This window comes from Pseudomonas sp. PKS (assembly GCF_051913525.1).
Classification (GTDB): Bacteria; Pseudomonadota; Gammaproteobacteria; order Pseudomonadales; family Pseudomonadaceae; genus Aquipseudomonas; species Aquipseudomonas guariconensis_D.
The window spans coordinates 1-21,958 of sequence record NZ_JBEGDO010000025.1; the positions used below are offsets into that span (position 1 = coordinate 1).

Sequence of the window (21,958 nt, forward strand, 5' to 3'; positions counted from 1 at the left end):
CAGCTTGCAGCTTGCAGCTTGCAGCTTGCAGCTTGCAGCTTGCAGCTTGCAGCTTACTCTTCCCAGTCGCGGGTGCGCTCCACTGCCTTTTGCCAGCCTTTGTAGAGCTTTTCTTTCTGCGCTTCGTCCAGTTGTGGGCTGAACTCGCGCTCGATGATGGCCTTGTCCCGCAGCTCGTCCAGTCCGCTCCAGAAACCACAGGCCAAGCCTGCCAAGTAGGCGGCGCCCAGGGCCGTGGTTTCGCGCATCTTCGGCCGTTCGACGCAGGTGCCGAGGATATCGGCCTGGAACTGCATGAGGAAATTATTGGCCACTGCACCACCATCGACGCGGAGTTCGCTCAGGCGCTGGCCGCAGTCGTGCTGCATGGCATCGAGCACATCGCGGGTCTGGAAGGCGATCGATTCCAGGGCTGCGCGAATGATGTGATCCACCTTGACCCCACGGGTCAGGCCGAACAGCGCGCCACGGGCGTAGGGGTCCCAATAAGGGGCGCCAAGGCCGGTGAAGGCGGGTACCAGGTAGACGCCATTGCTGTCTTTGACCTTGCTGGCGAAGTATTCGGTGTCATGGGCATCGTTGACGATCTTCAGCTCGTCGCGCAGCCACTGTACGGTGGAGCCGCCGTTGAACACGGCGCCTTCCAGGGCGTAGGCCACTTCCCCCCGCGGGCCGCAGGCGATGGTGGTGAGCAGGCCATGGGACGACTTCACCGCCTGCTTGCCGGTATTCATCAGCAGGAAGCAGCCCGTGCCATAGGTGTTCTTGGCTTGACCGGGTTCGACGCACATTTGGCCGAACAGGGCCGACTGCTGGTCACCGGCGATACCGGCAATGGCGATACCGCTCTTGGTATGACCATAGATTTCGGACGATGGGCGTACCTGAGGCAGCATCTGGCGAGGAATACCCAGGATCTCTAGCAGCTTGTCGTCCCATTGCAGGGTATGGATGTTGAACATCAGGGTGCGCGAGGCGTTGGTGTAATCGGTGACATGCACCTTGCCACCCGAGAATTTCCAGATCAGCCACGTATCGATGGTACCGAACAGCAGTTCGCCCCGTTCGGCACGTTCACGGACACCTTCGACATTGTCGAGGATCCACTTGAGCTTGGTGCCGGAGAAATAGGGGTCGGTGACCAGCCCGGTGGTGTCGCGGATGTAAGCCTCATGGCCATCGCGCTTGAGTTGTTCGCAGATCTCGGTGCTGCGCCTGCACTGCCAGACGATGGCGTTGTACACCGGACGGCCGGTTTCCTTGTCCCAGACCACCGTGGTTTCACGCTGGTTGGTGATGCCCAGCGCTGCCACCTGGGCATGGCTGATGCCTGCCTGGGCCAGCGCCTCGACCATGGTCGCGCTCTGGGTGGCGAAGATTTCCATCGGGTCGTGCTCGACCCAGCCAGCCTGAGGATAGTGCTGGGCGAACTCGCGCTGCGAGGTGCCGACTACGTTGGCGTCGCGGTCGAAGATGATGGCCCGCGAACTGGTGGTGCCCTGGTCCAGGGCGATGATGTAGTTCTTGTCCTGGGTATCTGTCATGTCGGTGGCCTTGCACAAAATTGGGGGAAGTCAGGGCTGGTCGGGCAATCGGCCCGGCGGCATCAGGAAACCTGGGTCTTGCCCTGAGGATTATCGTCTGTTTGCAGGTTCGCGGCGTGTACCGTCGGCAGATTGCGGGCGATCAGGCCTCGATACAGGGCGGCGCCCAGGCACGCGCCCAGGATCGGTGCGAACACCGGAACCAAAAAGTAGGGGATGTCACGTCCGCCAGTGAAGGCGATTTCGCCCCAGCCGGCCAGGAAGGTCATCAGCTTGGGCCCGAAATCCCGCGCCGGGTTCATTGCAAAGCCGGTGAGCGGCCCCATGGCACTGCCGATCACCGCGATCAGCAAGCCAATCAAGAGCGGTGCCATGGCTCCTCGGGGCAAGCCATTGTTGTCGTCGGTCAGCGCCATGATTACGGCCATGAGGATGGCGGTGATCACCACTTCGACCACCACGGCCTGGGCAATGGACAGAGAAGGGTGTGGATAGGTGGAGAACACCGAGGCCAGCTCCAGGCTGGCCTGGCTGCCACGTACTATCGCGTGGGTCTGTTCGAAATCGAAGAACAGGTTGCTGTACAGCGTGTATACGAGCGCGGCGGCACAGAAGGCGCCACAGACCTGGGCGAGAATGTAGAAGGGCAGTTTGCGCTTGTCGAAATCGGCGAACAGGCTCAAGGCGATGCTCACGGCGGGGTTCAGGTGAGCACCTGAAATGCCGGCGGTGAGGTAGATCGCCATGCTGACGCCAATGCCCCAGATGATGCTGATCTCCCAGAGACCGAAGCTGGCGCCGGCAACCTTGAGCGCGGCGACGCAACCGGTACCGAAGAAAATGAGCAGGGCGGTGCCGAGGAACTCGGCCAGGCATTGGCTTGAAAGGGTGGGTTGTCGTAGAGCAGTCGTCATGTGAAACCTCGTTTCTTGTTGTTGTGAGGCACTGGGCGCTCGACAAAATGCTCGGTGTCTATCCCCATAAACCCGGGCGAATGTAGGAAATGCACCTTTAAAGGGCGTCATTTATTCAAAAACGAAAAAATATAGACAAGAAACGCTGATGTCAAAGGTCGAAAGTGAACTGTCATTCACAATCTGACCGCCTGTATCAAGCGTGAATCCGCGTGCCAGACACGATCGAGGTCGGTTCGCTGGTCGCTCTGTGGGATTTGTCCTAAAGTACGCGGCGACTTGCCATCGACTGGAGCCGTACATGACCCCCGCCCTCGATCTTTTGAAGAAGGCGCGTGCCGAACACCGCGTGCACAGCTACGAACATGACCCCAAGGCAGCCTCCTACGGTCTGGAGGCCGCAGAGAAGCTCGGGCTCGACCCGCAGCGGGTGTTCAAGACCCTGTTGGCCAGTAGTGAAAAAGGCGAATTGCTGGTGGCGGTGGTGCCGGTGGGAGGTACGCTGGATTTGAAGGCGTTGGCCCATGCGGCAGGGGTTAAGAAATGTGAGATGGCCGACCCGATGGCGGCGCAGCGTGCCACGGGCTACCTGGTGGGTGGGATCAGCCCGCTGGGCCAGAAGAAGCGCCTGCGCACCTTTATCGACGATTCTGCGCAGCAGTTCGAAAGCATTCATGTGAGCGCCGGCCGACGCGGGCTTGAAGTGGAACTGGCGGCGACGGTGCTGGCCGAGCACACCCAAGGGACGTTCGCCGGGATCGGGCGAGGCTGAGCCTCAGCGAATTTGATGGAGGGAAGCAGGCGCTTGGCGACAGCGAGAAATGGGCCGACCAACGGCCCCTTTCGGATGGCTCAGGTTGCCGAGCTGTAGCGGCGAACCCCGTTCTCCTGACGTGGCAACTGTGCCGCGACGCTGCCTGGTACCGGGAAAAGGACCAGGTGGTCTGCCGCTACGCTGATGCCAACATCCTGACCGACCTGATGGTCGATATGGCTCGGGAAGATCGCCTCGAGCTGGCTGCCGGTGGGCAACTGCAGGCGGTACAGCGTCGATGCACCGAGGAAGCTCTTGCCGATGATGTTTGCCCGCAAGCTGCTGTCCGGCGCGTGGATGATGTCATCCGGACGCAACAGCACATCCACTGAGCTGCCCAGCGCCATGGTGTAGGCACGGTTGCCGCGCAACTCACCCAGTTCGGTATTGACCGCATCATGACTGCTCATCTGGCCACGGATGAAGTAGCCCTGGCCGATGAAGCTGGCGACGAACGGCGTCTGCGGTTCGTGATAGAGGTTGTAAGGGGTATCCCACTGCTCCAGGCGGCCTTCTTTGAACACGCCCACGTGATCGCTCACGGCGAAGGCCTCTTCCTGGTCGTGGGTAACCAGGATGGCGCTGGTGCCGCGGCTCTTGAGGATGTCGCGCACCTCATGGCTCAGACGGCGACGCAGCTCCACGTCCAGGTTGGAGAAGGGTTCGTCAAGCAGCAACAACTGGGGTTCCGGGGCCAAGGCCCGGGCCAGGGCCACCCGTTGCTGCTGGCCACCGGACAGCTCGTGGGGGTAACGGCTACCCAGGCCGCTGAGCTTGACCAGCTCCAGCATTTCGTCGACCACCTCGCCCTGGCGGGGGTGCTTGCCGATACCGAAGGCGATGTTCTGCGCGACGGTCAGGTGGGGGAACAGTGCATAGTCCTGGAACACCATGCCGATGCGGCGTTTTTCCGGCGCCAGGGTGAAGCCTGCGCGGGAAATGACCTCGCCGGCCAGCTGGATCTCGCCCTCATGCACCGGCTCGAAACCGGCGATGGCGCGCAGTGTGGTGGTCTTGCCGCAACCTGACGACCCCAGCAGGCAACCGATGTCGCCTGCATTCAGGTGCAGATTTAGGTTCTGGACGATGCGCTGGTCACCATAGCCACAGGCCAGGTTGCGCAGGTTGATCAGTAGCGGATGACTCATGCGTGGTGGTAAGCCGGTTCTACAAGGAATTCCAGGAGGGCCTTCTGCGCATGCAGGCGGTTTTCAGCCTGGTCCCAGGCGACCGAACGTGGGTCGTCGAGCAGGTCCTGGCTGATTTCCTCGCCACGGTGGGCGGGCAGGCAATGCATGAACAGGGCGTCGGGTGCCGCCAGGTCGAGTAGTTCACGGGTGACCTGGTAGGGCGCGAAATGCGCCAGGCGCCGTGCAGTTTCCTCCTCCTGGCCCATGGAAGTCCAGACATCGGTAGTCACAAGGTGTGCACCGCGCACGGCCTCCTTGGGGTCACGGACGATGGTCACGCGCTCGCCACCCAGTTGGAGGAAGCGCGGATCGGGCTCATAGCCTTCCGGGCAGGCGATGCGCAGTTGGAAGTCGAATTGGTGGGCGGCTTCGATATAGGAGTTGCACATGTTGAAGCCATCGCCGATCCAGGCCACGGTCTTGCCCTGGATCGAGCCGCGGTGCTCGAGGAAAGTCTGCATGTCGGCCAGCAACTGGCACGGGTGCGACTCGTCGGACAGGGCGTTGATCACCGGAACGCGCGAATAGGCAGCGAACTCGGTCAGGGTGCTGTGGGCGTGGGTGCGGATCATCACCACGTCAAGCATGCTCGACAGGACGATGGCGCTGTCGCTAATTGGCTCGCCACGGCCCAGTTGGGTGTCACGCGGCGAAAGGAAGATCGCCTGGCCGCCCAGTTGGATCATGCCGGCCTCGAAGGACACGCGGGTACGGGTCGACGATTTCTCGAAGATCATTCCCAGTACGCGATTCTTCAGTGGCTCGAACAGCACGCCTCGCTTGCGCAGGTCCTTCAGCTCGATGCCTCGGCGGATCACACCGAGCAATTCGTCGGTGGTGAAATCCAGCAGGGAGAGAAAGTGCCTAGCGCTCATGATTGACTACCTTATCTGCAACGGTTTGCAGGTCGACCGTATGGTTTTGTTGACAACGGGAGTGACCTGCGGCGTAAGCCGCACGAGGCGGACGGAATAGGGGAAGGCGCAATACTATAATTAAATGTCGCCTCAAACCAAGAGGGGAAACAGCTGCTCTATTACTGCGGATGTCATAACCCCTTGTAGGGCAGCTGTTTTTTATTTTCTACAGGGGTTGTACACGGCTTGCCGGCGGTTTGGCAAACCCCTTGTCGCGAATCGCGCGCCACAGGTCGGAGGATGTTCAAGGCATTGCGCGGCGTCGATACACACGTGAAGGCCGCTGCGGTGCCGGCAAGGCCGAGCATGCTGCTCGGCTTTCCGTTACAATGCGTCACCGTGCCGACGATCGCGTCGGAAAGTTCAGCCGAGGTGCTTCATGGATATCATTGAAACAATCAAAGAGCAGATCGCCAACAACACCATTCTGCTTTACATGAAAGGCTCGCCGAATGCCCCGCAGTGCGGCTTCTCGGCGCGCGCTGCGCAGGCCGTGATGGGTTGTGGCGAGAAGTTTGCCTACGTCGACATCCTGCAGAACCCGGAAATCCGCGCCAACCTGCCCAAGTACGCCAACTGGCCAACCTTCCCGCAACTGTGGGTTGGTGGTGAGCTGGTCGGCGGCAGCGACATCATGCTCGAAATGTTCGAGAAGGGTGAGCTGCAGACCCTGATCAAGGAAGCCGCCGCCAAGGCCAAGGCCTCCGAAGCCTGATCCTGCCGCCAGCCCCGCGACCGAACAGATCCGGCGGGGCTGACAAGGTTTGACAGGTATGAAAAAAGCCCCGCACATGGCGGGGCTTTTTCATTACTGGCGAAACTTATTCTTCGCCCATCTGCGATTGCAGGTAGTTCTCGATGCCAATCTTGTCGATCAGACCCAATTGGGTTTCCAGCCAATCGATGTGCTCTTCCTCGGACTCGAGGATATCCTCGAGCAGTTCCCGAGAGCCGAAGTCGCCTGCGGTCTCGCAGTGAGCGATCGCGGCCTTGAGATCAGCCAAGCCCTTCTGCTCGATCTTCAGGTCGCATTGGAGCATTTCTTTGGTGTGTTCGCCGATCAGCAACTTGCCCAGGTCCTGCACGTTGGGGATGCCTTCGAGGAAGAGAATACGCTTGATCAGTTTATCAGCGTGCTTCATCTCATCGATGGACTCCTTGTACTCGTGCTTGCCGAGTTTGTTCAGGCCCCAGTCTTCATACATACGTGCGTGCAGGAAGTACTGGTTGATTGCGACCAGCTCGTTTCCGAGGATCTTGTTGAGATGCTGGATGACGCTTACGTCGCCTTTCATGTCGGGTTCCTGCCCTTGTTGAAGTGTGTCAATGCAAGAAGTCTGATCCCGCTAACGGCCTCTGTCAAACCTAAGTTATTGAATAGTAAGTGAAAATTAATAGAAATAAGAATGTTTGTGAACCGCGTTAGAACGCTAACTTCTTGAATTCTGGGCATAAAAAAACCGGACACTTGGTCCGGCTCTTCTTGATTGGGTGTTTTCAGGCTGCGTTGAATTCAACAGGGTAGGGCAGGGCGGCGTGCTGGCTGGCCTGAAGTTCGGTCAACGTCTCGCGAACTACCTGCTTGGCAAGGCAGGCGCATTTTCCGCACTGGCTGGCCACATTGGTGGCGGTTCGGACTTCCTTGTAGCTGCAGCATCCTTCAAAGATCGCATCGCGGATCTGTCCGTCGGTGACGCCGACACAAAGACACACATACATAGGGGAGACCATCGCTGGTTAGGCTCGATGGGATGGAGCTTAATGGTAATGAGAATGCGTGTCAAAGAACTTTCGGCAAGCGCCGGGCTTGAGCGACCGGTGGTTGGATTCGGCCTGTCACCAGAAGCCGTGTATGATGGGCGACCTTTGCTGGATGCCGGGCGGCCCCGCCCACCCAGGCATCGGTATTTCACCACCCTCAGGAGATCACGAATGAGCGTACTCGTTGGTAAAAAAGCCCCTGACTTCACCGTTCCAGCCGTACTGGGCAACGGCGAGATCGTCGACAGCTTCAACCTGGCTTCGGCCATCAAAGGCAAGTACGGCCTGGTATTCTTCTACCCGCTGGACTTCACCTTCGTCTGCCCGTCCGAACTGATCGCTCTGGATCACCGCATCCCTGACTTCCAGGCGCGCGGCGTGGAAGTGATCGGCGTGTCGATCGACTCGCACTTCACCCACAACGCCTGGCGTAACACCCCAGTCGACAAAGGCGGTATCGGCCAAGTCAAGTACACCCTGGCAGCTGACATTGCCCACGACATCTGCAAGGCCTACGACGTTGAGTCCGAAGGCGGCGTGGCCTTCCGTGGCGCCTTCCTGATCGACAAGAACGGCGTTGTCCGTTCGCAGATCGTCAACGACCTGCCTCTGGGCCGTAACATGGACGAACTGCTGCGCCTGGTCGACGCCCTGCAATTCCACGAAGAGCACGGCGAAGTGTGCCCGGCCAACTGGAAGAAAGGCGACAAAGGCATGACCGCTTCGCCAGAAGGCGTCGCTGCCTACCTGAGCGAGAACGCTGGCAAGCTGTAATTGCCACGCGAATAAAAAAACCGGCCTTCTTGGCCGGTTTTTTTATGCGTCGGGTTCGAACTCAATCGTTGAAGTCGCGCCAGCCGCCCATTTCCTTCCAGCGGTTGACAATGCCGCAGAACAGCTCGGCGGTCTTCTCCGTATCGTAGCGGGCCGAGTGGGCCTCGCGACCGTCGAAGTCGATGTCGGCGCTCTGGCAGGCCCGTGCCAGTACGGTCTGGCCGTAGGCCAGGCCGGCCAGAGTGGCCGTGTCGAAGCTGGAGAACGGGTGGAACGGATTACGCTTGAGGTCAGTGCGCGCCACGGCGGCATTGAGGAAATTCAGGTCGAAACTGCTGTTGTGCCCGACCAGGATGGCCCGTTTGCAGCCATTGGCTTTCAACGCCTTGCGCACGCCGCGGAAGATGTCGGTGAGCGCCGTTTCCTCGCTCACCGCCATGCGCAGCGGGTGGTCCAGCTTGATGCCAGTGAACTCCAGGGCTGCCGGCTCGATGTTGGCCCCTTCGAAGGGCTCGACCCGATAGAAGTAGGTGTGCTCAGGGAACAGGAAGCCCTTTTCGTCCATGCCGATGGTGACTGCGGCGATTTCCAGCAAGGCATCGGTCGCACTATTGAAACCGCCGGTTTCAACGTCCACCACGACGGGCAGGTAACCGCGGAAACGCTCGGCCATCGGATGGCGAGCGCCGCCGCCTTGACCTTCCTGGTCTTCTTCGTAGAACGCTTCGCTCACGCCTGACCCTCCAGCAGACGCCAGCGCAGCTTCTCGCCTGCGCGCAGAGGGATCACGGTATTGTCGCCCAGTGGCAGGCTGTCCGGGGCAGTCCACTCCTCGCGTACCAGAGTAATGGTGTCGGTGTTCGCCGGCAGGCCGTAGAAGGCCGGGCCGTGCAGGCTGGCGAAGCCTTCGAGCTTGTCCAGGGCATTACGCTGCTCGAACGCCTCGGCATACAGTTCGATGGCGGCATAGGCGGTGTAGCAGCCGGCGCAACCGCAGGCGGCTTCCTTGGCATGACGGGCGTGCGGTGCCGAGTCGGTCCCCAGGAAGAACTTGCTGTTACCGCTGGTGGCCGCGTCCAGCAAGGCCACCTGGTGGGTGTTGCGCTTGAGGATCGGCAGGCAATAGAAGTGCGGGCGGATACCGCCCACCAGCATGTGGTTGCGGTTGTACAGCAAGTGTTGGGCGGTGATGGTCGCGCCGACGTTGGCCGGGGCCTGCAGGACGAACTGCGCGGCATCGGCGGTGGTGATGTGCTCGAACACCACTTTCAGGGTCGGGAAGCGCTCGACCAGGCGAACCAGATGCTCGTCGATGAAGCGCTTCTCTCGGTCGAACACATCGACCTCGGCGCGGGTCACCTCACCGTGCACCAGCAGCGGCATGCCGGTTTCGGCCAGGGCTTCGAGCGCTGGCGTGATGTTGTCCAGGCTGGTCACGCCCGAGTCGGAATTGGTAGTGGCGCCGGCCGGGTACATCTTGGCGGCATACACGAATCCACTGGCCTTGGCCGCGCGGATGTCCTCGGCGCTGGTACGGTCCGTGAGGTACAGCACCATCAAAGGCTCGAATCGGCTGCCGGCCGGACGTGCGGCCAGGATGCGCTCACGATACGCACCGGCCTCGATGGCGTTGCGGACCGGTGGGACGAGATTGGGCATGATGATGGCGCGGGCGAAGGTGCGCGCCACGTCGCCAACGGTGTGGGGCAGGACGGCACCATCGCGCAGATGGATGTGCCAGTCGTCGGGGCGCAGGAGGGTCAGGCGATCGGACATTGGGGATTCCAGGCGGGTCGAACTCGTGTGCCAATGCTACCGGAAAACCCTCGTTCGAGCACGGCTATCAAGTTTTCCTGCCCGCGTCCGATAGCTTGCAGGTAAGCCGTCAGAATCAATGGAGCCGCCTGTGCGCCAGCGTTACCTAGCCCTGTTCACCCTGTTTGCCAGCCTGCCGGCCGGGGCATTGACCTTCCAGACTCGCGTGGAGAACGTCACCTGGAATGTCGAAGGGGATCAGTTCGAATGCCGCCTTGTTCAGCCGATCGACGGTTTCGGCAGTGGCGAGTTCGTGCGTCGGGCCGGTGAGCAGCCGATCTTCCAATTGCGTTCGGACACCAACGCACTGGGTGCCGGCGGCGCGACTTTGCTGGCGGCAGCGGCGCCTTGGCAGCCAGGCCGGGGTGATATCAATCTCGGCTCGGTGCGCATGGGTCGTACGGGGGTGTTGTTCACCTCGTCACAGGGCCAGGCCAGCCGACTGATCAATGGCCTGCTCGATGGTCGCAGCACGGTGGTGCGCAACTACACGGGCGAAGGTGGCAGGCCCATGGAAGTGCGTGTGCTGCCTGTGAGTTTCGCCAAGGCTTACGGTGACTATCAGGTGTGCGCAAGCAAATTGCTGCCGATGAACTTCGACCAGATTCGCCAGACCCAGGTGAGCTTCCCCCGTGGAATCGAGCTGGACAGTGCTGCCAGGGCGCGACTGGACGTGATCCTCGATTATCTCAAGGCCGATCCTTCGGTGAATCACATAGAACTCGATGGCCACTCCGACAACAGCGGCAATCGGCTGACCAACCGCGACACATCGCGGCGCCGGGCCTTGGCGGTCGCCGATTACCTCAAGGCCCATGGCGTGCCACAGGAGCAGATCACCGTGCGCTTCCACGGTGAGCGATATCCGCTCGCGCGCAACAACAGTGCCGCCAACCGGGCGCGCAACCGCCGAGTGAGCATCCAGCTTGACCGCGTCGCGCCGGTGGAAAAGCCCGTGGAAACACCCGCCGACAAGCCCGCTGGCCAACCGCCGGCGACGCCTGCTGCACCCGCTCCCGCAACCCCGGCTGCGGCCGTGGCTGGCCCACGTGCGGGCAAAACCGCCTGAATGCAACCGCTGGTCGCGGTCTTGACTGTTCCTGTCGCTTTGTCGTCACAAGCTGTCGCCCCATTGTAAATATTTCAATGGGGCCGGTAGAATCAACCGCTTTCCGTACAACCCCGTGGAGTGATGGCATGGCGGACGTAAAAAAGGTCGTACTGGCGTATTCCGGCGGCCTTGATACTTCGGTGATTCTCAAGTGGCTGCAGGATACCTACAACTGCGAAGTGGTGACCTTCACCGCTGACCTGGGGCAGGGCGAAGAGGTCGAACCGGCTCGCGCCAAGGCTCAGGCGATGGGCGTGAAAGAAATCTACATCGATGACCTGCGCGAAGAATTCGTGCGTGATTTCGTTTTCCCGATGTTCCGCGCCAACACCGTCTACGAAGGCGAGTACCTGCTGGGTACTTCCATCGCCCGTCCGCTGATCGCCAAGCGTCTGATCGAAATCGCCAACGAAACCGGCGCCGATGCCATTTCCCACGGCGCCACCGGCAAGGGTAACGACCAGGTTCGCTTCGAGCTGGGCGCCTATGCGCTCAAGCCAGGCGTCAAGGTCATTGCACCCTGGCGTGAGTGGGATCTGCTGTCCCGCGAGAAGCTGATGGACTATGCCGAAAAGCACGGCATTCCAATCGAGCGCCACGGCAAGAAGAAATCGCCGTACTCGATGGACGCCAACCTGCTGCACATCTCCTATGAAGGCGGTGTCTTGGAAGATACCTGGACCGAGCACGAGGAAGACATGTGGCGCTGGAGCGTCTCTCCGGAAAACGCCCCGGATCAGGCCACCTACATCGAGCTGACCTACCGCAATGGTGACATCGTCGCCATCGACGGCGTCGAGATGACCCCCGCCACCGTACTGGCCGAGCTTAACCGTATCGGCGGTGCCAACGGCATCGGTCGCCTGGATATCGTCGAGAACCGTTACGTGGGCATGAAGTCCCGTGGTTGCTACGAAACCCCTGGCGGCACCATCATGCTCAAGGCTCACCGTGCCATCGAGTCGATCACCCTGGACCGCGAAGTCGCTCACCTGAAGGATGAGCTGATGCCGAAGTACGCCAGCCTGATCTACACCGGCTACTGGTGGAGCCCGGAGCGTCTGATGCTGCAGCAAATGATCGACGCTTCCCAGGCCAACGTTAACGGTGTTGTCCGCCTGAAACTGTACAAGGGCAACGTGATTGTCGTAGGTCGCAAGTCGGACGATTCGCTGTTCGATGCCAACATCGCGACCTTCGAGGAAGATGGCGGCGCTTACAACCAGGCCGATGCCGCGGGCTTCATCAAGCTCAACGCCCTGCGTATGCGCATCGCCGCCAACAAGGGGCGCTCGCTGCTCTGACCTTTGCGAGTACCTCGAAAACCCCGGCCTTGTGCCGGGGTTTTTTTTGCCTGGATTTCAGGGCTGGCCACGTTTTTCATCAGCGTCCCCGACATTGACCGACAGATTGATGCGAACACCGGTATCCAGGTTTTCGAGAACCCAACTGCGAGGGAGTGTGTGAGGCTGGGTGAGAGCACGCAGAATGTGGGTTTCGACGATCTTGCGTGTGTCTGGGCCGGAAAGGGTGATGCACATGGTCTGTTCCGGCACGGATGTCTCGGAGGGTGCCTTGTCTGGCGAGACGTCTTCAGGGGGGTATGAAAGGGGGGGCTGAGTGTCCGCCTTTTCTACCGTCTCCGGTTGAGGAGGTTGATACAAGGATTGATTGTTGAAGTTCAAGGTGAGGAAAAACAGCATGGTCAGGAAGAAGGGGAAGCCTACTAGGAACCATGTGTAGATTTCCTGGCTGTTCTCACTGAGAAAAGGCAGCGTCGCCAGCGCAGAGGCTTCGATGATACCTGCAAAGATGGCGATGATTGCCAAGGGGCTGATGGAGTCTGTCTGCATGGTCCTTGCCCACGAATGTTTTCTTATCTCTCGCCTGTTTTGAGGCTGATGAAAAGATAGAGCTGTTTCCCGTGGAGGCGACGTTTCGCACTCTCTAAAGTTACCCCGTCTGAACAGAGAATTCCTTCAAGTTAGTGGCGTTATGGAAGTGGGGTTTTATATTGCTTATTGTTAGTTTTATAGGTGGTGCCTGGGTGCAAAAAGTTTGAAGCAACTAGGCATGTAGGAAAATTCTTTAATTTATGTAGGGGCTCTCTCTGCTTGCTGATGGGCGGCAATCCGCTGCGCCATAAGGCGGTCAGCTCGGTTATCGTAATGCTTTGGAGTTGTAATAGTGAATCAATGGATGCCGCATGAATAAAGTGCTTATCGTGGATGATCATCCGGTAATTCGTCTGGCCGTACGCATGCTGATGGAACGGCACGGGTACGACGTTGTGGCGGAAACCGACAATGGTGTGGATGCCTTGCAATTGATCCGGGAACATCTTCCGGACATCGTGATACTCGATATCGGTATTCCAAAGCTTGATGGCCTGGAGGTCATTGCCCGCATGGCATGTATCAGCCCTGGCAGCAAAGTGCTAGTACTTACCTCGCAGGCGGCGGGACATTTTTCGATGCGTTGCATGCAGGCCGGTGCTGCCGGGTATGTGTGCAAGCAGCAAGACCTGACGGAGTTGCTCAGTGCGATCAAGGCCGTGTTGTCTGGATACAGCTACTTCCCAAATCAGGCGCTGCACAAGGCTCGGGGTTGCGTTAAGGGCGGTAGCGAGGAGGAAATGGTCCAGCGTCTCTCCGGCAGGGAGGTGATGGTGTTGAAGGAGCTGGCCAGCGGCAAGAGCAACAAGGAAATTGCCGACAGCATGTTCCTCAGCAACAAGACGGTGAGCACTTACAAGACGCGTCTGTTACTCAAGCTCAATGCCCATTCGCTGGTCGACCTTATCGAGCTCGCCCAGCGCCATGGCTTATCCCGTCCCTGAAACACAAAGCCTCCACGAGGGAGGCTATTAAGGACGTCCGCCCCGTCACAGGTCGTAGTCAAAGTCGGCGAGTTGCTTTTGCAGGCGCCGCTCCTCGAGAAGGTTGTCGATGGTGCGGCGTTTGCTCAAATTGGTCTTTGCAGGTTCCACCTGAGGCTCTGCGTCGTCTTCCGAGGTGGGAAATTCGTCGTCGATTGACAGCTCGTCTTTATCGGTGCTCATGAGTCACTCCAAGCCAAGGGGCCGTTGGCCGTCCTTATAGCGAGAAACCCGATTCCGGTAAAAAAGATTTTTTCAATCGTATAGAACCCTTTCTTTCTATTGCATCAATCGTCAGAAGTCTTGTGCTTGTACTCGCACAAGTCTTCGATTCGACAGCTTCCACAGCGAGGCTTGCGTGCCTGGCATACATAGCGTCCATGGAGGATCAGCCAGTGGTGGGCGTCGAGCAGGTAGTCTCGGGGCACGAACTTCATGAGTTTCTTTTCCACCTCCAGCACGGTCTTGCCCGGGGCGATGCCGGTGCGGTTGCTGACGCGGAAAATATGCGTGTCGACCGCCATGGCAGGCTGACGGAAAGCGGTGTTGAGCACTACGTTCGCGGTTTTGCGGCCTACGCCCGGCAGTGCTTCTAAGGCTTCGCGAGTTTGTGGCACTTCGCTGTCGTGATGCTCAATCAGCAAACGACAGGTTTCGATGACGTTCTTGGCCTTGCTGTTGTAGAGGCCGATGGTCTTGATGTATTCGCTCAGCCCTTCGATACCCAGTGCATAGATCGCCTCTGGGGTATTGGCAATTGGATACAGTCGAGCAGTGGCTTTGTTGACGCTGACGTCCGTCGCCTGGGCGGAAAGGATTACGGCGATCAGTAGTTCGAAGGGCGTAGTGTAGGCCAGTTCGGTTTTCGGATCGGGATTATCTTCGTGCAGCCTGCGAAAGATCTCCAGGCGTTTGGCAGCATTCATGGGGTCAACGGCTTCCTTGACGGCGTGAGGGGGCAGCCCCCGGATGCAGGCGATTGTACAGGGCCAGCAGCAGGCCAAGCAGCATCAATCCCCCAGGTGCAAAACCCGCCAAATGGATGCCTGGCCCAGTTGCCAGCCATTGACGACAGGCGCCAAGCAGCACGCACAGCATTAGCAGAGCGCTCACGTGAACCGCGAGATTGCGCCACCGTCCCGTGGTGGGAAGCAGGTAGTGCGCCGCAAGGCTCTGCACGCTCAGCAAGGCCGGGTAGTGGCCCAGCGTCAGGGCCAGGGGCAGCGACCAAGCGTTCAAACCCAATTGCAGGCAACTGGCCAGACCGGCGAGCAGCAGCAGGTTGGCCAGCAAGTGGGGGAGGCCAGTCAGAGTTTTGCGTAGTGGGAGCATCAAAGCCTGGTGGATGATCATCATCCCGGCTGCGCACAGTCCGATCATTATCCCTTGCGCCAGCGTCGAGGTTGCACCGACCAACGACACCACGCTCGCCCCCAGCAATCCGAACCTATTCATGTGCACTTCCCTCCAGCAACGCGGTTCGATGGGTGTCGAAATAGCGCAAGGCGTCCTGCAAGGCGTCGATTACCGCGCGTGAGGTGACGCTGGCGCCTGCCAGTTGGTCGAAGTCTCCTTGATCGCGTTTCAGTGCCCATCGGCTGCTCTGGGAGTGGCCTGCAAATTGCGCCAACCAGTGCACAGTAGGGTCGATCAACCGCGCCCCCAGTCCAGGGCTCTCCTGTTGTTCGAGCACCTGGATGCCCAGCAGGCGCCCATTGGGGGCGATCGCGATTGCCAGGACTATCGGGCCGGCATAACCCTGGACCTGACTGCGCAGCAAGATAGCGCTCGGGCTTCCAGCCAATGTGGCACGGTAGCCGGCGAGCAACTGGCTATGGGGCAGACGGGGATCGCGCAGGGCGAGGGGTGCTTGCAGGGGCTGGTTGTCATAGCTGCTGTCAGGAAGCACTGAAAGCCATTGACGGCTTTGCAGTTGTTGCTCGGCTTGTTGGATCGCCGAGAGCGTCCAATGCCTCCAGATCAATGTGATGCCCAGTGACAGGGCGCCGACCACGATCACCAACAGGACACTTCGCACTGTACGGTTCATGGTGCGGCCTGCTTGCGGCGTGCGGCGTATCGCTCTAGTACCGGCACGGCAAGGTTCATCAGCAAGATGGCGAACGCGGTACCGTCGGGGTAGTTACCCCAGGTTCGGATCAGGTAGATGAGCAGGCCAGTGCCGAAACCGAACAATAGCCGGGCCGGAGCACTCTTGGGGCCAGACACAGGCTCAGTGGCGATGAAGAATGCGGCCAGCATGGTCGAGCCGGAAAACAAGTGCAGTAGAGGCGAGCCATTGGAGTCGGAACCTGAGCCGTTCCAGCACAGCAGGCTGAACAGGAACAATCCGCTGAGCAAGCCTGCTGGCGCGTGCCAACTGATGACCTTGCGCTGAAGCAGAAACAGCCCGCCCATCAGGAACCCGGCATTCACCCATTCGCTACCTCGCCCCCCGACCGCGCCGAACCCTGGGTGCTGGGCGAACAGTTCATCGATGGTCAGGCTGCGATTGTGGCGCAGGCCATCGAGCACCGTCGGGGTAGCCCAGGCGTCGATTTGTCCAGTGTTGGCCCAAAGGCTGTGCAGGCTTTCCATGAGCCCGGGCGATTGGCTCGGCCATTGGTTCATCTGTAGGGGGAAGCTCAGGAGCACGAAGGCATAACCGACCATCGCGGGGTTGAAGGGGTTGCGGCCGACCCCGCCAAAAGCCTGCTTGCCAATGCCGATGGCGACGCTGGTGGCGATGACCGGCAACCACCAGGCGGCATGGGTGGGGAGTGCGGCGGCCAGCAGGACGGCGGTTACCAATGCACTTCCATCGGCCAACGCCGGTTGAGCAGGGTGGCTGCGCAGGGTCAGGAGCAACGCTTCGCAGGCCAGCGCAGTGCTCGCACAGAACACCAAGTTGAACAATACCCCCCAGCCGTGCAGCCAAAGCAGTCCTAACAAGCCAGGCACACAGGCCAACAGCACTTGGCCCATGGCGCTGCGCAAGCGTGGATCAGGCGCGGGCATGATCCGCCCCGGACTGAAGGGCATCGAGGTGCTGTTGGGCGTCTTTGGCGGCTTTTTCCAGCAGGTGTAACTGGGCGAGCTGCGCCTCGTTCGGTGTGGCACCGAATGCGCTTCGGGCTTTGTTCAGTTGCGCGCGGCTCATGGCCGCTGCGATCTTGGCCTGCTTGAGGGCGGCATCGTTGTTGGCGGCCTTTTGTGCCTTGACCCGTTCGATAGCGGCTTTGATCGGGTCAGACGCGTCGGTGCTGGTGGTCGGAGTGCTCGCGGCCCGTTGGCTGCGCGCCATACGTTCGGCCTGGCGGCGCGCTTCCTCGCGCTGCAGTCGGGCATTGCGTTGTTCGTGGCGATGACGGGCGTGGTCGCGACGTTTGGTGCGGGCATCGAGCTGTTCGACGGTGTGAGCCAAGCCGCCGACGATAGGTACGATCTTGTCAGGCAGGGGCAGCAGGTCGATACAATCGACCGGGCAAGGCGCCAGGCACAGGTCGCAGCCGGTGCACTCGCTGGCGATGACCGTGTGCATCAGCTTTGCGGCGCCGACGATGGCATCCACTGGACACGCCTGGATGCATTTGGTGCAACCGATACATTCGGCCTCGCGAATAAAGGCGACTTGGGGCGGTGCGTTACCACGCCCGGTGTCCAGAGCAATGACTGGTACCTTGAGCAGGTTGGCAAGGGCGGTGATGGTTTCGTCGCCGCCGGGCGGACATTTGTTGATCGCTTCGCCCACGGCCAGCCCTTCGGCATAGGGCCGGCAACCGGCATGGCCGCACTTACCGCATTGGGTTTGCGGTAGCAGGGCATCGATGCGTTGAATCAGACTCATTGTGTAAATAATCCGTTGAAACCGGAAAATGCCATGGTCATCACTCCGGCGCCGACCAGTTCGATGGGAAGGCCACGCAAGGCACTGGGGATGTCTGGATGATCGCTGCGCTGGCGCAGGTCGTCGAACAATACCAGGGCAAGCCAGAAGCCCAATCCGCCGATCACGCCCCATGCCCACACCGCCAACCATCGATCATTCGCATGGATGACCTGTAGCAGCAAGCCTAGCACCAGGGCGTTGCAGAGCAGCCAGGATGGCAGGTTCTCCAATGGCCAGGTCGGCTGTACTCGCTTGAGCGCATTGGCGATGCCCCAGGCCAGTAACAGCAGGAGCGGCAGGAGCAGGAACAGTTGCAGGTCCTGCAGGCCCAACGCACGCCACACCTGATCGTGCAAAAGCTTGCCAAGCGGCAGGCTCAGGAGCGTGAGCAAGGCTGTGGATGCGCCGAGCAAGTGGATCCTCAGGCGGGAGACCGGCGCCCTGTGCAGGATCAGGTGATTGACCAGCGCAGCGCTGACCAGAACCAAGACGTAGTCGTTCATGGGGATGCCGATGGCCGGGGCTGCCGTCATTATCCGGTAGGCGGCAGGGGATGGAAATGCCCCGGCACTAGGCCGGGGCAGAAGGGCGGATGCTTACTTGATGCGCTGGCCTGGCTTGGCGCCGCTGTCGGGGCTGAGCAGGTAGATCTCCTCGCCACCTGGGCCGGCTGCCATGACCATGCCCTCGGACACGCCAAAGCGCATTTTCCGTGGCTTGAGGTTGGCGATCATCATGGTCAGTCGGCCTTCGAGCTTGGCCGGGTCAGGGTAGGCCGATTTGATACCGGAGAACACGTTGCGACGCTCGTCTCCGATGTCCAGGGTCAGGCGCAGGAGCTTGTCGGCCCCTTCCACGGCTTCAGCCTTGACGATCAGCGCCACGCGCAGGTCGACCGCAGCGAAGGTGTCGAACTCGATTTCTGGCGACAGCGGGTCCTTGGTCAGCTCACCGTTGCCTGCCGGGACCGGGGATTGTGCAGCAGCCAGGTCTTCTTTGCTGGCGGCGACCATGGCCTCGACCTTGGCAGGCTCGATGCGGCTCATCAGTGCCTTGAACGGGTTGAGCTTGTGGTTTTCCAGGCGCGACAGGTGGTCGTTCCAGGTCAGCGGCGCGACGTTGAGGAAGGCCTCGGCGTCGGCAGCCAGCAGCGGCAGCACAGGCTTGAGGAAGATCACCAGTTGGCGGAACAGGTTGATGCCTTGGGCGCAGATGGCCTGGACCTCGTCCTGCTTGCCTTCCTGCTTGGCCAGGGACCAGGGGGCCTTGTCGGCAATCCAGGCGTTGGCGCGGTCGGCCAGGGCCATGATTTCACGCATGGCGCGGGAGAAATCACGGTTTTCGTAGGCTTCGGCGATCGACGGCGCAGCCGCGAGGAAGGCCTCGCTCAGTTCGGGTGCGGCATCGCCGGCGACCAGAACGCCCTCGTTGCCTTTGTGTACGAAGCCTGCGCAGCGGCTGGCGATGTTGACCACCTTGCCGACCAAGTCGGAGTTGACCTTCTGCACGAAGTCATCGAGGTTCAAGTCCAGGTCATCGACGCCACGGCCCAGCTTGGAGGCGTAGTAGTAGCGCAGGTACTCCGGGGCCAGGTGGTCCAGGTAGGTACGCGCCTTGATGAAGGTGCCGCGCGACTTGGACATCTTGGCGCCGTTGACGGTCAAGTAGCCGTGCACGTTGATGCCGGTCGGCTTGCGGAAGCCCGATCCTTCGAGCATGGCCGGCCAGAACAGGGCGTGGAAGTTGACGATGTCCTTGCCGATGAAATGGTACAGCTCGGCCTTGGAGTCTTCTTTCCAGAACGCGTCGAAGTCCAGTTCCGGACGACGCGCGCAGAGGTTCTTGAAGCTGGCCATGTAGCCGATCGGCGCGTCCAGCCAGACGTAGAAGTACTTGCCGGGTTCGCCTGGAATCTCAAAGCCGAAGTACGGCGCGTCCCGGGAGATGTCCCACTCCTGAAGGCCCGAATCCAGCCACTCGGCGAGTTTGTTCGAGACCGCTTCCTGCAGGGTGCCGCTGCGGGTCCACTGCTGCAGCATGGCCTGGAAATCCGGGAGTTTGAAGAAGAAGTGCTGGGAGTCGCGCAGCTCTGGGGTGGCGCCGGAGATTGCCGATTTCGGGTTCTTCAGCTCGGTGGGCGCGTAGGTGGCGCCGCATTTTTCGCAGTTGTCGCCGTACTGGTCTTCGGCCGCGCACTTGGGGCAGGTGCCCTTGATGAACCGGTCGGCCAGGAACATGCCCTTCTCGGGGTCGTAATACTGGGTGACCGAACGGGTGGCGATGTGGCCGGCGTCGCGCAGGCGAGTGTAGATCAGGCTCGACAGCTCGCGGTTTTCTTCGCAGTGGGTCGAATGGAAGTTGTCGAAGTCGACCAGGAAGTCGGCGAAGTCGCTGCTGTGCTCGGTCTGGACATTGGCGATCAGTTGTTCAGGCGTGATGCCTTCCTTTTCGGCGCGCAGCATGATGGCCGAGCCGTGGGCGTCGTCGGCGCAGACATAGATGCACTGGTTGCCGCGCAGCTTCTGGAAGCGCACCCACATGTCCGTCTGAATGTACTCGAGCATATGGCCAAGGTGGATTGAACCGTTGGCATAGGGCAGGGCGCTGGTGACGAGAATCTGGCGTGGCTCGGACATGGTGGCTCGGCTACTTAATCTGGCGACAGGATGGAAAATAAAGATGATCGGCAACTATAAAGGGCTGACGAATATATTTCACCCCAAGGACGCATCTGCTGACGATTGACGGGTTAGCATAGGCACCTGTTCGATCTACAGCCTGCCAATGGGAGCCTCCATGAGTGCCGTCACACGTGCCGCCGTCGAAGGCGTGCTTCGCCAGTACACCGACCCCTACCTGAACCAGGATCCGGTCAGCGCCGGTTGCGTGCGCGCTATCGATATCCAAGGCGGCCAGGTCAATGTGCAGATGCAGTTGGGCTATGCGGCCGGGTTGTTCAAGAATGGCTGGGCGCAGGTGCTGGGCACAGCCATCGAGAGCCTGGACGGCGTCACAGCCGCACAGGTGTCGATCGAGTGCGTGGTTGTGGCGCACAAGGCCCAGGCCCAGGTGCCGGCCATGGCCAACGTCAAGAACATCATCGCCGTGGCCTCGGGCAAGGGCGGGGTGGGCAAGTCCACCACCGCGGCCAACCTGGCACTGGCCCTGGCCCGTGAAGGCGCCCGGGTCGGCATCCTGGACGCCGATATCTATGGTCCGAGCCAGGGTGTCATGTTCGGTATCGCCGAGGGCACCCGCCCGCAGATCCGTGAGCAGAAGTGGTTCGTGCCGATCAAGGCGCACGGTGTGGAAGTCATGTCGATGGCCTTCCTTACTGATGACAATACCCCGATGGTCTGGCGCGGCCCGATGGTCTCCGGTGCGCTGTTGCAACTGGTGACCCAGACGGCCTGGGATAACCTGGACTACCTGGTGATCGACATGCCGCCTGGCACCGGCGACATCCAGTTGACCCTGGCGCAGAAAGTGCCGGTGGCCGGCTCGGTGATCGTCACCACCCCACAGGATCTGGCGCTGCTGGATGCGAAGAAAGGCGTGGAGATGTTCCGCAAGGTCAACATCCCGGTGCTGGGTGTGGTGGAGAACATGGCTGTGCACATCTGCTCGAATTGCGGTCATGCCGAGCACTTGTTCGGTGAGGGCGGCGGCGAGAAGCTCGCAGCCCAGTATGGCGTCGACCTGCTGGCCTCGCTGCCTCTGTCGATGCTGATTCGCGAGCAGGCCGACAATGGCAGGCCGACCGCCATTGCCGAGCCGGAAAGCCAGATCGCCATGGTCTACCAGGAACTGGCCCGCCAAGTGGGCGCGCGGATCGTGCTGCAGGAAGCTGCGGCACCTGCGATGCCGAACATCACCATCAGCGAGGACTGATCCGCAGGGCCGAGTTGTCTGCTTTACGAGTTAACCCGCTCCCACAGGCTTGTGGCAGCGGGTTTAACCGCGAAGAAGGCTACACTCACCTCTCCGTCATGCATAAAAAAACCCGCCATTTGGCGGGTTTTTTTGAAGCGCGAAAGAAGGATTAGCCTTCGATGCGAACTTCTTCAGCCTGCATGCCTTTCTGGCCGCGGGTAGCGACGAAAGTAACAGCTTGGCCTTCTTTCAGGGTTTTGAAGCCGTCAGCCTGGATGGCCTTGAAGTGTACGAACAGATCGTCACCCGACTGAGGGGTGATGAAGCCGTAGCCCTTCTCATCGTTGAACCACTTGACGGTACCGGATTGGCGGTTGGACATGGTATGTCTCCTTGGACAAAGTAGATTTCGGCACAGGAACACCCTGGCCGGGACTGAGTGCAAAGAGAGCGGAAAATTCAGCGATGGGCCGATAGG

At 60.4% G+C, this 21,958-nt stretch carries 25 protein-coding genes and 1 pseudogene; 8 read left to right on the forward strand and 18 right to left on the reverse strand.

The features are described 5' to 3' along the window. Positions 1-53: 53 nt before the first annotated feature. Both glpK and ABOA88_RS20315 read right to left on the reverse strand, forming a co-directional pair. Complete coding sequence (gene glpK / locus ABOA88_RS20310; protein ID WP_196170044.1) at positions 54-1,544, reverse strand: glycerol kinase GlpK; 1,491 nt, start codon at positions 1,542-1,544, stop codon at positions 54-56. 62 nt (positions 1,545-1,606) lie between these two features. After that, positions 1,607-2,458: an MIP/aquaporin family protein gene (locus ABOA88_RS20315; RefSeq protein ID WP_196170045.1), complete on the reverse strand. Its 852-nt coding sequence runs from the start codon at positions 2,456-2,458 to the stop codon at positions 1,607-1,609. A gap of 301 nt (positions 2,459-2,759) precedes the next feature. Here ABOA88_RS20315 and ybaK point away from each other — a divergent pair, with 301 nt between their 5' ends. Next, positions 2,760-3,230 (forward strand): Cys-tRNA(Pro) deacylase, encoded by a 471-nt coding sequence (gene ybaK / locus ABOA88_RS20320; RefSeq protein WP_196170046.1) that lies wholly within the window; start codon positions 2,760-2,762, stop codon positions 3,228-3,230. 80 nt (positions 3,231-3,310) lie between these two features. On the opposite strand, the gene ABOA88_RS20325 is transcribed toward ybaK, so the two are convergent. Together ABOA88_RS20325 and argF are read right to left on the reverse strand one after the other, a co-directional pair. After that, complete coding sequence (locus ABOA88_RS20325) at positions 3,311-4,420, reverse strand: ABC transporter ATP-binding protein (RefSeq protein ID WP_367852073.1); 1,110 nt, start codon at positions 4,418-4,420, stop codon at positions 3,311-3,313. After that, the gene (gene argF / locus ABOA88_RS20330) at positions 4,417-5,337 is read right to left on the reverse strand and encodes an ornithine carbamoyltransferase (protein ID WP_196170048.1); all 921 of its coding nucleotides are present in this window, start codon (positions 5,335-5,337) and stop codon (positions 4,417-4,419) included. The genes ABOA88_RS20325 and argF overlap by 4 nt, the downstream gene beginning before the upstream one ends. 282 nt (positions 5,338-5,619) lie before the next feature. Between argF and ABOA88_RS20335 the strand changes: the two genes are divergently transcribed. Together ABOA88_RS20335 and grxD are read left to right on the forward strand one after the other, a co-directional pair. After that, positions 5,620-5,772: a hypothetical protein gene (locus ABOA88_RS20335; protein ID WP_196170049.1), complete on the forward strand. Its 153-nt coding sequence runs from the start codon at positions 5,620-5,622 to the stop codon at positions 5,770-5,772. After that, entirely contained in the window at positions 5,759-6,094 is a 336-nt protein-coding gene (grxD, locus tag ABOA88_RS20340; protein ID WP_043206518.1) for a Grx4 family monothiol glutaredoxin, read from the forward strand. Before ABOA88_RS20335 ends, grxD begins: the two co-directional genes overlap by 14 nt. A 106-nt stretch (positions 6,095-6,200) precedes the next feature. Here grxD and bfr read toward each other — a convergent pair whose 3' ends face one another. Beyond that, complete coding sequence (gene bfr, locus ABOA88_RS20345; RefSeq protein ID WP_196170050.1) at positions 6,201-6,674, reverse strand: bacterioferritin; 474 nt, start codon at positions 6,672-6,674, stop codon at positions 6,201-6,203. A 202-nt stretch (positions 6,675-6,876) separates the two neighbouring features. Next, positions 6,877-7,098 carry a bacterioferritin-associated ferredoxin gene (locus ABOA88_RS20350; RefSeq protein WP_196170051.1) on the reverse strand — a complete coding sequence of 74 codons (222 nt, stop codon included), beginning with the start codon at positions 7,096-7,098 and terminating at the stop codon, positions 6,877-6,879. Between the two features lie 213 nt (positions 7,099-7,311). On the opposite strand from ABOA88_RS20350, the gene ABOA88_RS20355 reads away from it, so the two are divergent. Beyond that, positions 7,312-7,914 carry a peroxiredoxin gene (locus ABOA88_RS20355; protein WP_196170052.1) on the forward strand — a complete coding sequence of 201 codons (603 nt, stop codon included), beginning with the start codon at positions 7,312-7,314 and terminating at the stop codon, positions 7,912-7,914. Between the two features lie 61 nt (positions 7,915-7,975). Here ABOA88_RS20355 and rnt read toward each other — a convergent pair whose 3' ends face one another. Both rnt and pyrC read right to left on the reverse strand, forming a co-directional pair. After that, positions 7,976-8,587 (reverse strand): ribonuclease T, encoded by a 612-nt coding sequence (gene rnt, locus ABOA88_RS20360; RefSeq protein WP_230387848.1) that lies wholly within the window; start codon positions 8,585-8,587, stop codon positions 7,976-7,978. 56 nt (positions 8,588-8,643) lie between these two features. Further along, on the reverse strand, positions 8,644-9,690 hold the full coding sequence (gene pyrC, locus ABOA88_RS20365; protein WP_367852071.1) for a dihydroorotase: 1,047 nt from the start codon (positions 9,688-9,690) through the stop codon (positions 8,644-8,646). 130 nt (positions 9,691-9,820) lie between these two features. Here pyrC and ABOA88_RS20370 point away from each other — a divergent pair, with 130 nt between their 5' ends. Both ABOA88_RS20370 and ABOA88_RS20375 read left to right on the forward strand, forming a co-directional pair. Continuing rightward, entirely contained in the window at positions 9,821-10,798 is a 978-nt protein-coding gene (locus ABOA88_RS20370; RefSeq protein ID WP_196170054.1) for a flagellar protein MotY, read from the forward strand. 128 nt (positions 10,799-10,926) lie between these two features. Beyond that, positions 10,927-12,144, forward strand: coding sequence for an argininosuccinate synthase (locus ABOA88_RS20375; protein ID WP_196170055.1), 1,218 nt, complete (start codon positions 10,927-10,929; stop codon positions 12,142-12,144). 57 nt (positions 12,145-12,201) lie between these two features. On the opposite strand, the gene ABOA88_RS20380 is transcribed toward ABOA88_RS20375, so the two are convergent. Continuing rightward, positions 12,202-12,693, reverse strand: a complete 492-nt coding sequence (locus tag ABOA88_RS20380) for a hypothetical protein (RefSeq protein WP_367852070.1) — start codon at positions 12,691-12,693, stop codon at positions 12,202-12,204. A 353-nt stretch (positions 12,694-13,046) separates the two neighbouring features. Here ABOA88_RS20380 and ABOA88_RS20385 point away from each other — a divergent pair, with 353 nt between their 5' ends. Continuing rightward, complete coding sequence (locus tag ABOA88_RS20385) at positions 13,047-13,679, forward strand: response regulator transcription factor (RefSeq protein ID WP_196170057.1); 633 nt, start codon at positions 13,047-13,049, stop codon at positions 13,677-13,679. Between the two features lie 45 nt (positions 13,680-13,724). Here ABOA88_RS20385 and ABOA88_RS20390 read toward each other — a convergent pair whose 3' ends face one another. The 8 genes and pseudogenes from ABOA88_RS20390 to metG all read right to left on the reverse strand — a co-directional run bounded on the left by ABOA88_RS20390 (position 13,725) and on the right by metG (position 20,243). Continuing rightward, positions 13,725-13,901 (reverse strand): PA3496 family putative envelope integrity protein, encoded by a 177-nt coding sequence (locus ABOA88_RS20390; protein ID WP_196170058.1) that lies wholly within the window; start codon positions 13,899-13,901, stop codon positions 13,725-13,727. A 104-nt stretch (positions 13,902-14,005) separates the two neighbouring features. Continuing rightward, the gene (gene nth, locus ABOA88_RS20395; protein ID WP_196170059.1) at positions 14,006-14,644 is read right to left on the reverse strand and encodes an endonuclease III; all 639 of its coding nucleotides are present in this window, start codon (positions 14,642-14,644) and stop codon (positions 14,006-14,008) included. Positions 14,645-14,648: 4 nt separating this feature from the next. Beyond that, positions 14,649-15,173, reverse strand: a complete 525-nt coding sequence (locus ABOA88_RS20400; RefSeq protein ID WP_367852069.1) for an NADH:quinone oxidoreductase — start codon at positions 15,171-15,173, stop codon at positions 14,649-14,651. Beyond that, positions 15,166-15,768, reverse strand: a complete 603-nt coding sequence (locus ABOA88_RS20405) for an RnfABCDGE type electron transport complex subunit G (protein WP_367852068.1) — start codon at positions 15,766-15,768, stop codon at positions 15,166-15,168. Before ABOA88_RS20405 ends, ABOA88_RS20400 begins: the two co-directional genes overlap by 8 nt. Further along, positions 15,765-16,736 carry an RnfABCDGE type electron transport complex subunit D gene (locus ABOA88_RS20410; protein ID WP_367852067.1) on the reverse strand — a complete coding sequence of 324 codons (972 nt, stop codon included), beginning with the start codon at positions 16,734-16,736 and terminating at the stop codon, positions 15,765-15,767. The genes ABOA88_RS20405 and ABOA88_RS20410 overlap by 4 nt, the downstream gene beginning before the upstream one ends. 4 nt (positions 16,737-16,740) lie before the next feature. After that, a pseudogene (locus ABOA88_RS20415) lies at positions 16,741-17,565 on the reverse strand (RnfABCDGE type electron transport complex subunit B); the annotation flags it as partial. Further along, complete coding sequence (locus ABOA88_RS20420; protein ID WP_196170064.1) at positions 17,562-18,110, reverse strand: Rnf-Nqr domain containing protein; 549 nt, start codon at positions 18,108-18,110, stop codon at positions 17,562-17,564. The pseudogene ABOA88_RS20415 and the gene ABOA88_RS20420, both read right to left, overlap by 4 nt. Before the next feature lie 93 nt (positions 18,111-18,203). Beyond that, positions 18,204-20,243 (reverse strand): methionine--tRNA ligase, encoded by a 2,040-nt coding sequence (metG, locus tag ABOA88_RS20425; protein ID WP_367852066.1) that lies wholly within the window; start codon positions 20,241-20,243, stop codon positions 18,204-18,206. A gap of 160 nt (positions 20,244-20,403) precedes the next feature. Here metG and apbC point away from each other — a divergent pair, with 160 nt between their 5' ends. Then, on the forward strand, positions 20,404-21,498 hold the full coding sequence (apbC, locus tag ABOA88_RS20430; RefSeq protein ID WP_196170066.1) for an iron-sulfur cluster carrier protein ApbC: 1,095 nt from the start codon (positions 20,404-20,406) through the stop codon (positions 21,496-21,498). A 151-nt stretch (positions 21,499-21,649) separates the two neighbouring features. Here apbC and ABOA88_RS20435 read toward each other — a convergent pair whose 3' ends face one another. Further along, complete coding sequence (locus ABOA88_RS20435; RefSeq protein ID WP_043213073.1) at positions 21,650-21,862, reverse strand: cold-shock protein; 213 nt, start codon at positions 21,860-21,862, stop codon at positions 21,650-21,652. Positions 21,863-21,958: the final 96 nt, after the last annotated feature.

What these genes read in the sequence shown, in the direction of transcription:
- ABOA88_RS20355 (WP_196170052.1), top strand. Translation starts at nt 7,312, where the DNA reads ATGAGCGTACTCGTTGGTAAAAAAGCCCCTGACTTCACCGTTCCAGCC.
- ABOA88_RS20335 (WP_196170049.1), top strand. Translation starts at nt 5,620, where the DNA reads ATGTTCAAGGCATTGCGCGGCGTCGATACACACGTGAAGGCCGCTGCG.
- grxD (WP_043206518.1), top strand. Translation starts at nt 5,759, where the DNA reads ATGGATATCATTGAAACAATCAAAGAGCAGATCGCCAACAACACCATT.
- ABOA88_RS20315 (WP_196170045.1), bottom strand. Translation starts at nt 2,458, where the DNA reads ATGACGACTGCTCTACGACAACCCACCCTTTCAAGCCAATGCCTGGCC.
- bfr (WP_196170050.1), bottom strand. Translation starts at nt 6,674, where the DNA reads ATGAAAGGCGACGTAAGCGTCATCCAGCATCTCAACAAGATCCTCGGA.
- metG (WP_367852066.1), bottom strand. Translation starts at nt 20,243, where the DNA reads ATGTCCGAGCCACGCCAGATTCTCGTCACCAGCGCCCTGCCCTATGCC.
- ABOA88_RS20325 (WP_367852073.1), bottom strand. Translation starts at nt 4,420, where the DNA reads ATGAGTCATCCGCTACTGATCAACCTGCGCAACCTGGCCTGTGGCTAT.
- ABOA88_RS20435 (WP_043213073.1), bottom strand. Translation starts at nt 21,862, where the DNA reads ATGTCCAACCGCCAATCCGGTACCGTCAAGTGGTTCAACGATGAGAAG.
- ABOA88_RS20410 (WP_367852067.1), bottom strand. Translation starts at nt 16,736, where the DNA reads ATGCCCGCGCCTGATCCACGCTTGCGCAGCGCCATGGGCCAAGTGCTG.
- apbC (WP_196170066.1), top strand. Translation starts at nt 20,404, where the DNA reads ATGAGTGCCGTCACACGTGCCGCCGTCGAAGGCGTGCTTCGCCAGTAC.
- ABOA88_RS20350 (WP_196170051.1), bottom strand. Translation starts at nt 7,098, where the DNA reads ATGTATGTGTGTCTTTGTGTCGGCGTCACCGACGGACAGATCCGCGAT.
- ABOA88_RS20380 (WP_367852070.1), bottom strand. Translation starts at nt 12,693, where the DNA reads ATGCAGACAGACTCCATCAGCCCCTTGGCAATCATCGCCATCTTTGCA.
- ABOA88_RS20420 (WP_196170064.1), bottom strand. Translation starts at nt 18,110, where the DNA reads ATGAACGACTACGTCTTGGTTCTGGTCAGCGCTGCGCTGGTCAATCAC.
- ABOA88_RS20385 (WP_196170057.1), top strand. Translation starts at nt 13,047, where the DNA reads ATGAATAAAGTGCTTATCGTGGATGATCATCCGGTAATTCGTCTGGCC.
- ABOA88_RS20375 (WP_196170055.1), top strand. Translation starts at nt 10,927, where the DNA reads ATGGCGGACGTAAAAAAGGTCGTACTGGCGTATTCCGGCGGCCTTGAT.
- ABOA88_RS20405 (WP_367852068.1), bottom strand. Translation starts at nt 15,768, where the DNA reads ATGAACCGTACAGTGCGAAGTGTCCTGTTGGTGATCGTGGTCGGCGCC.
- ybaK (WP_196170046.1), top strand. Translation starts at nt 2,760, where the DNA reads ATGACCCCCGCCCTCGATCTTTTGAAGAAGGCGCGTGCCGAACACCGC.
- ABOA88_RS20400 (WP_367852069.1), bottom strand. Translation starts at nt 15,173, where the DNA reads ATGAATAGGTTCGGATTGCTGGGGGCGAGCGTGGTGTCGTTGGTCGGT.
- rnt (WP_230387848.1), bottom strand. Translation starts at nt 8,587, where the DNA reads ATGGCCGAGCGTTTCCGCGGTTACCTGCCCGTCGTGGTGGACGTTGAA.
- glpK (WP_196170044.1), bottom strand. Translation starts at nt 1,544, where the DNA reads ATGACAGATACCCAGGACAAGAACTACATCATCGCCCTGGACCAGGGC.
- pyrC (WP_367852071.1), bottom strand. Translation starts at nt 9,690, where the DNA reads ATGTCCGATCGCCTGACCCTCCTGCGCCCCGACGACTGGCACATCCAT.
- argF (WP_196170048.1), bottom strand. Translation starts at nt 5,337, where the DNA reads ATGAGCGCTAGGCACTTTCTCTCCCTGCTGGATTTCACCACCGACGAA.
- nth (WP_196170059.1), bottom strand. Translation starts at nt 14,644, where the DNA reads ATGAATGCTGCCAAACGCCTGGAGATCTTTCGCAGGCTGCACGAAGAT.
- ABOA88_RS20390 (WP_196170058.1), bottom strand. Translation starts at nt 13,901, where the DNA reads ATGAGCACCGATAAAGACGAGCTGTCAATCGACGACGAATTTCCCACC.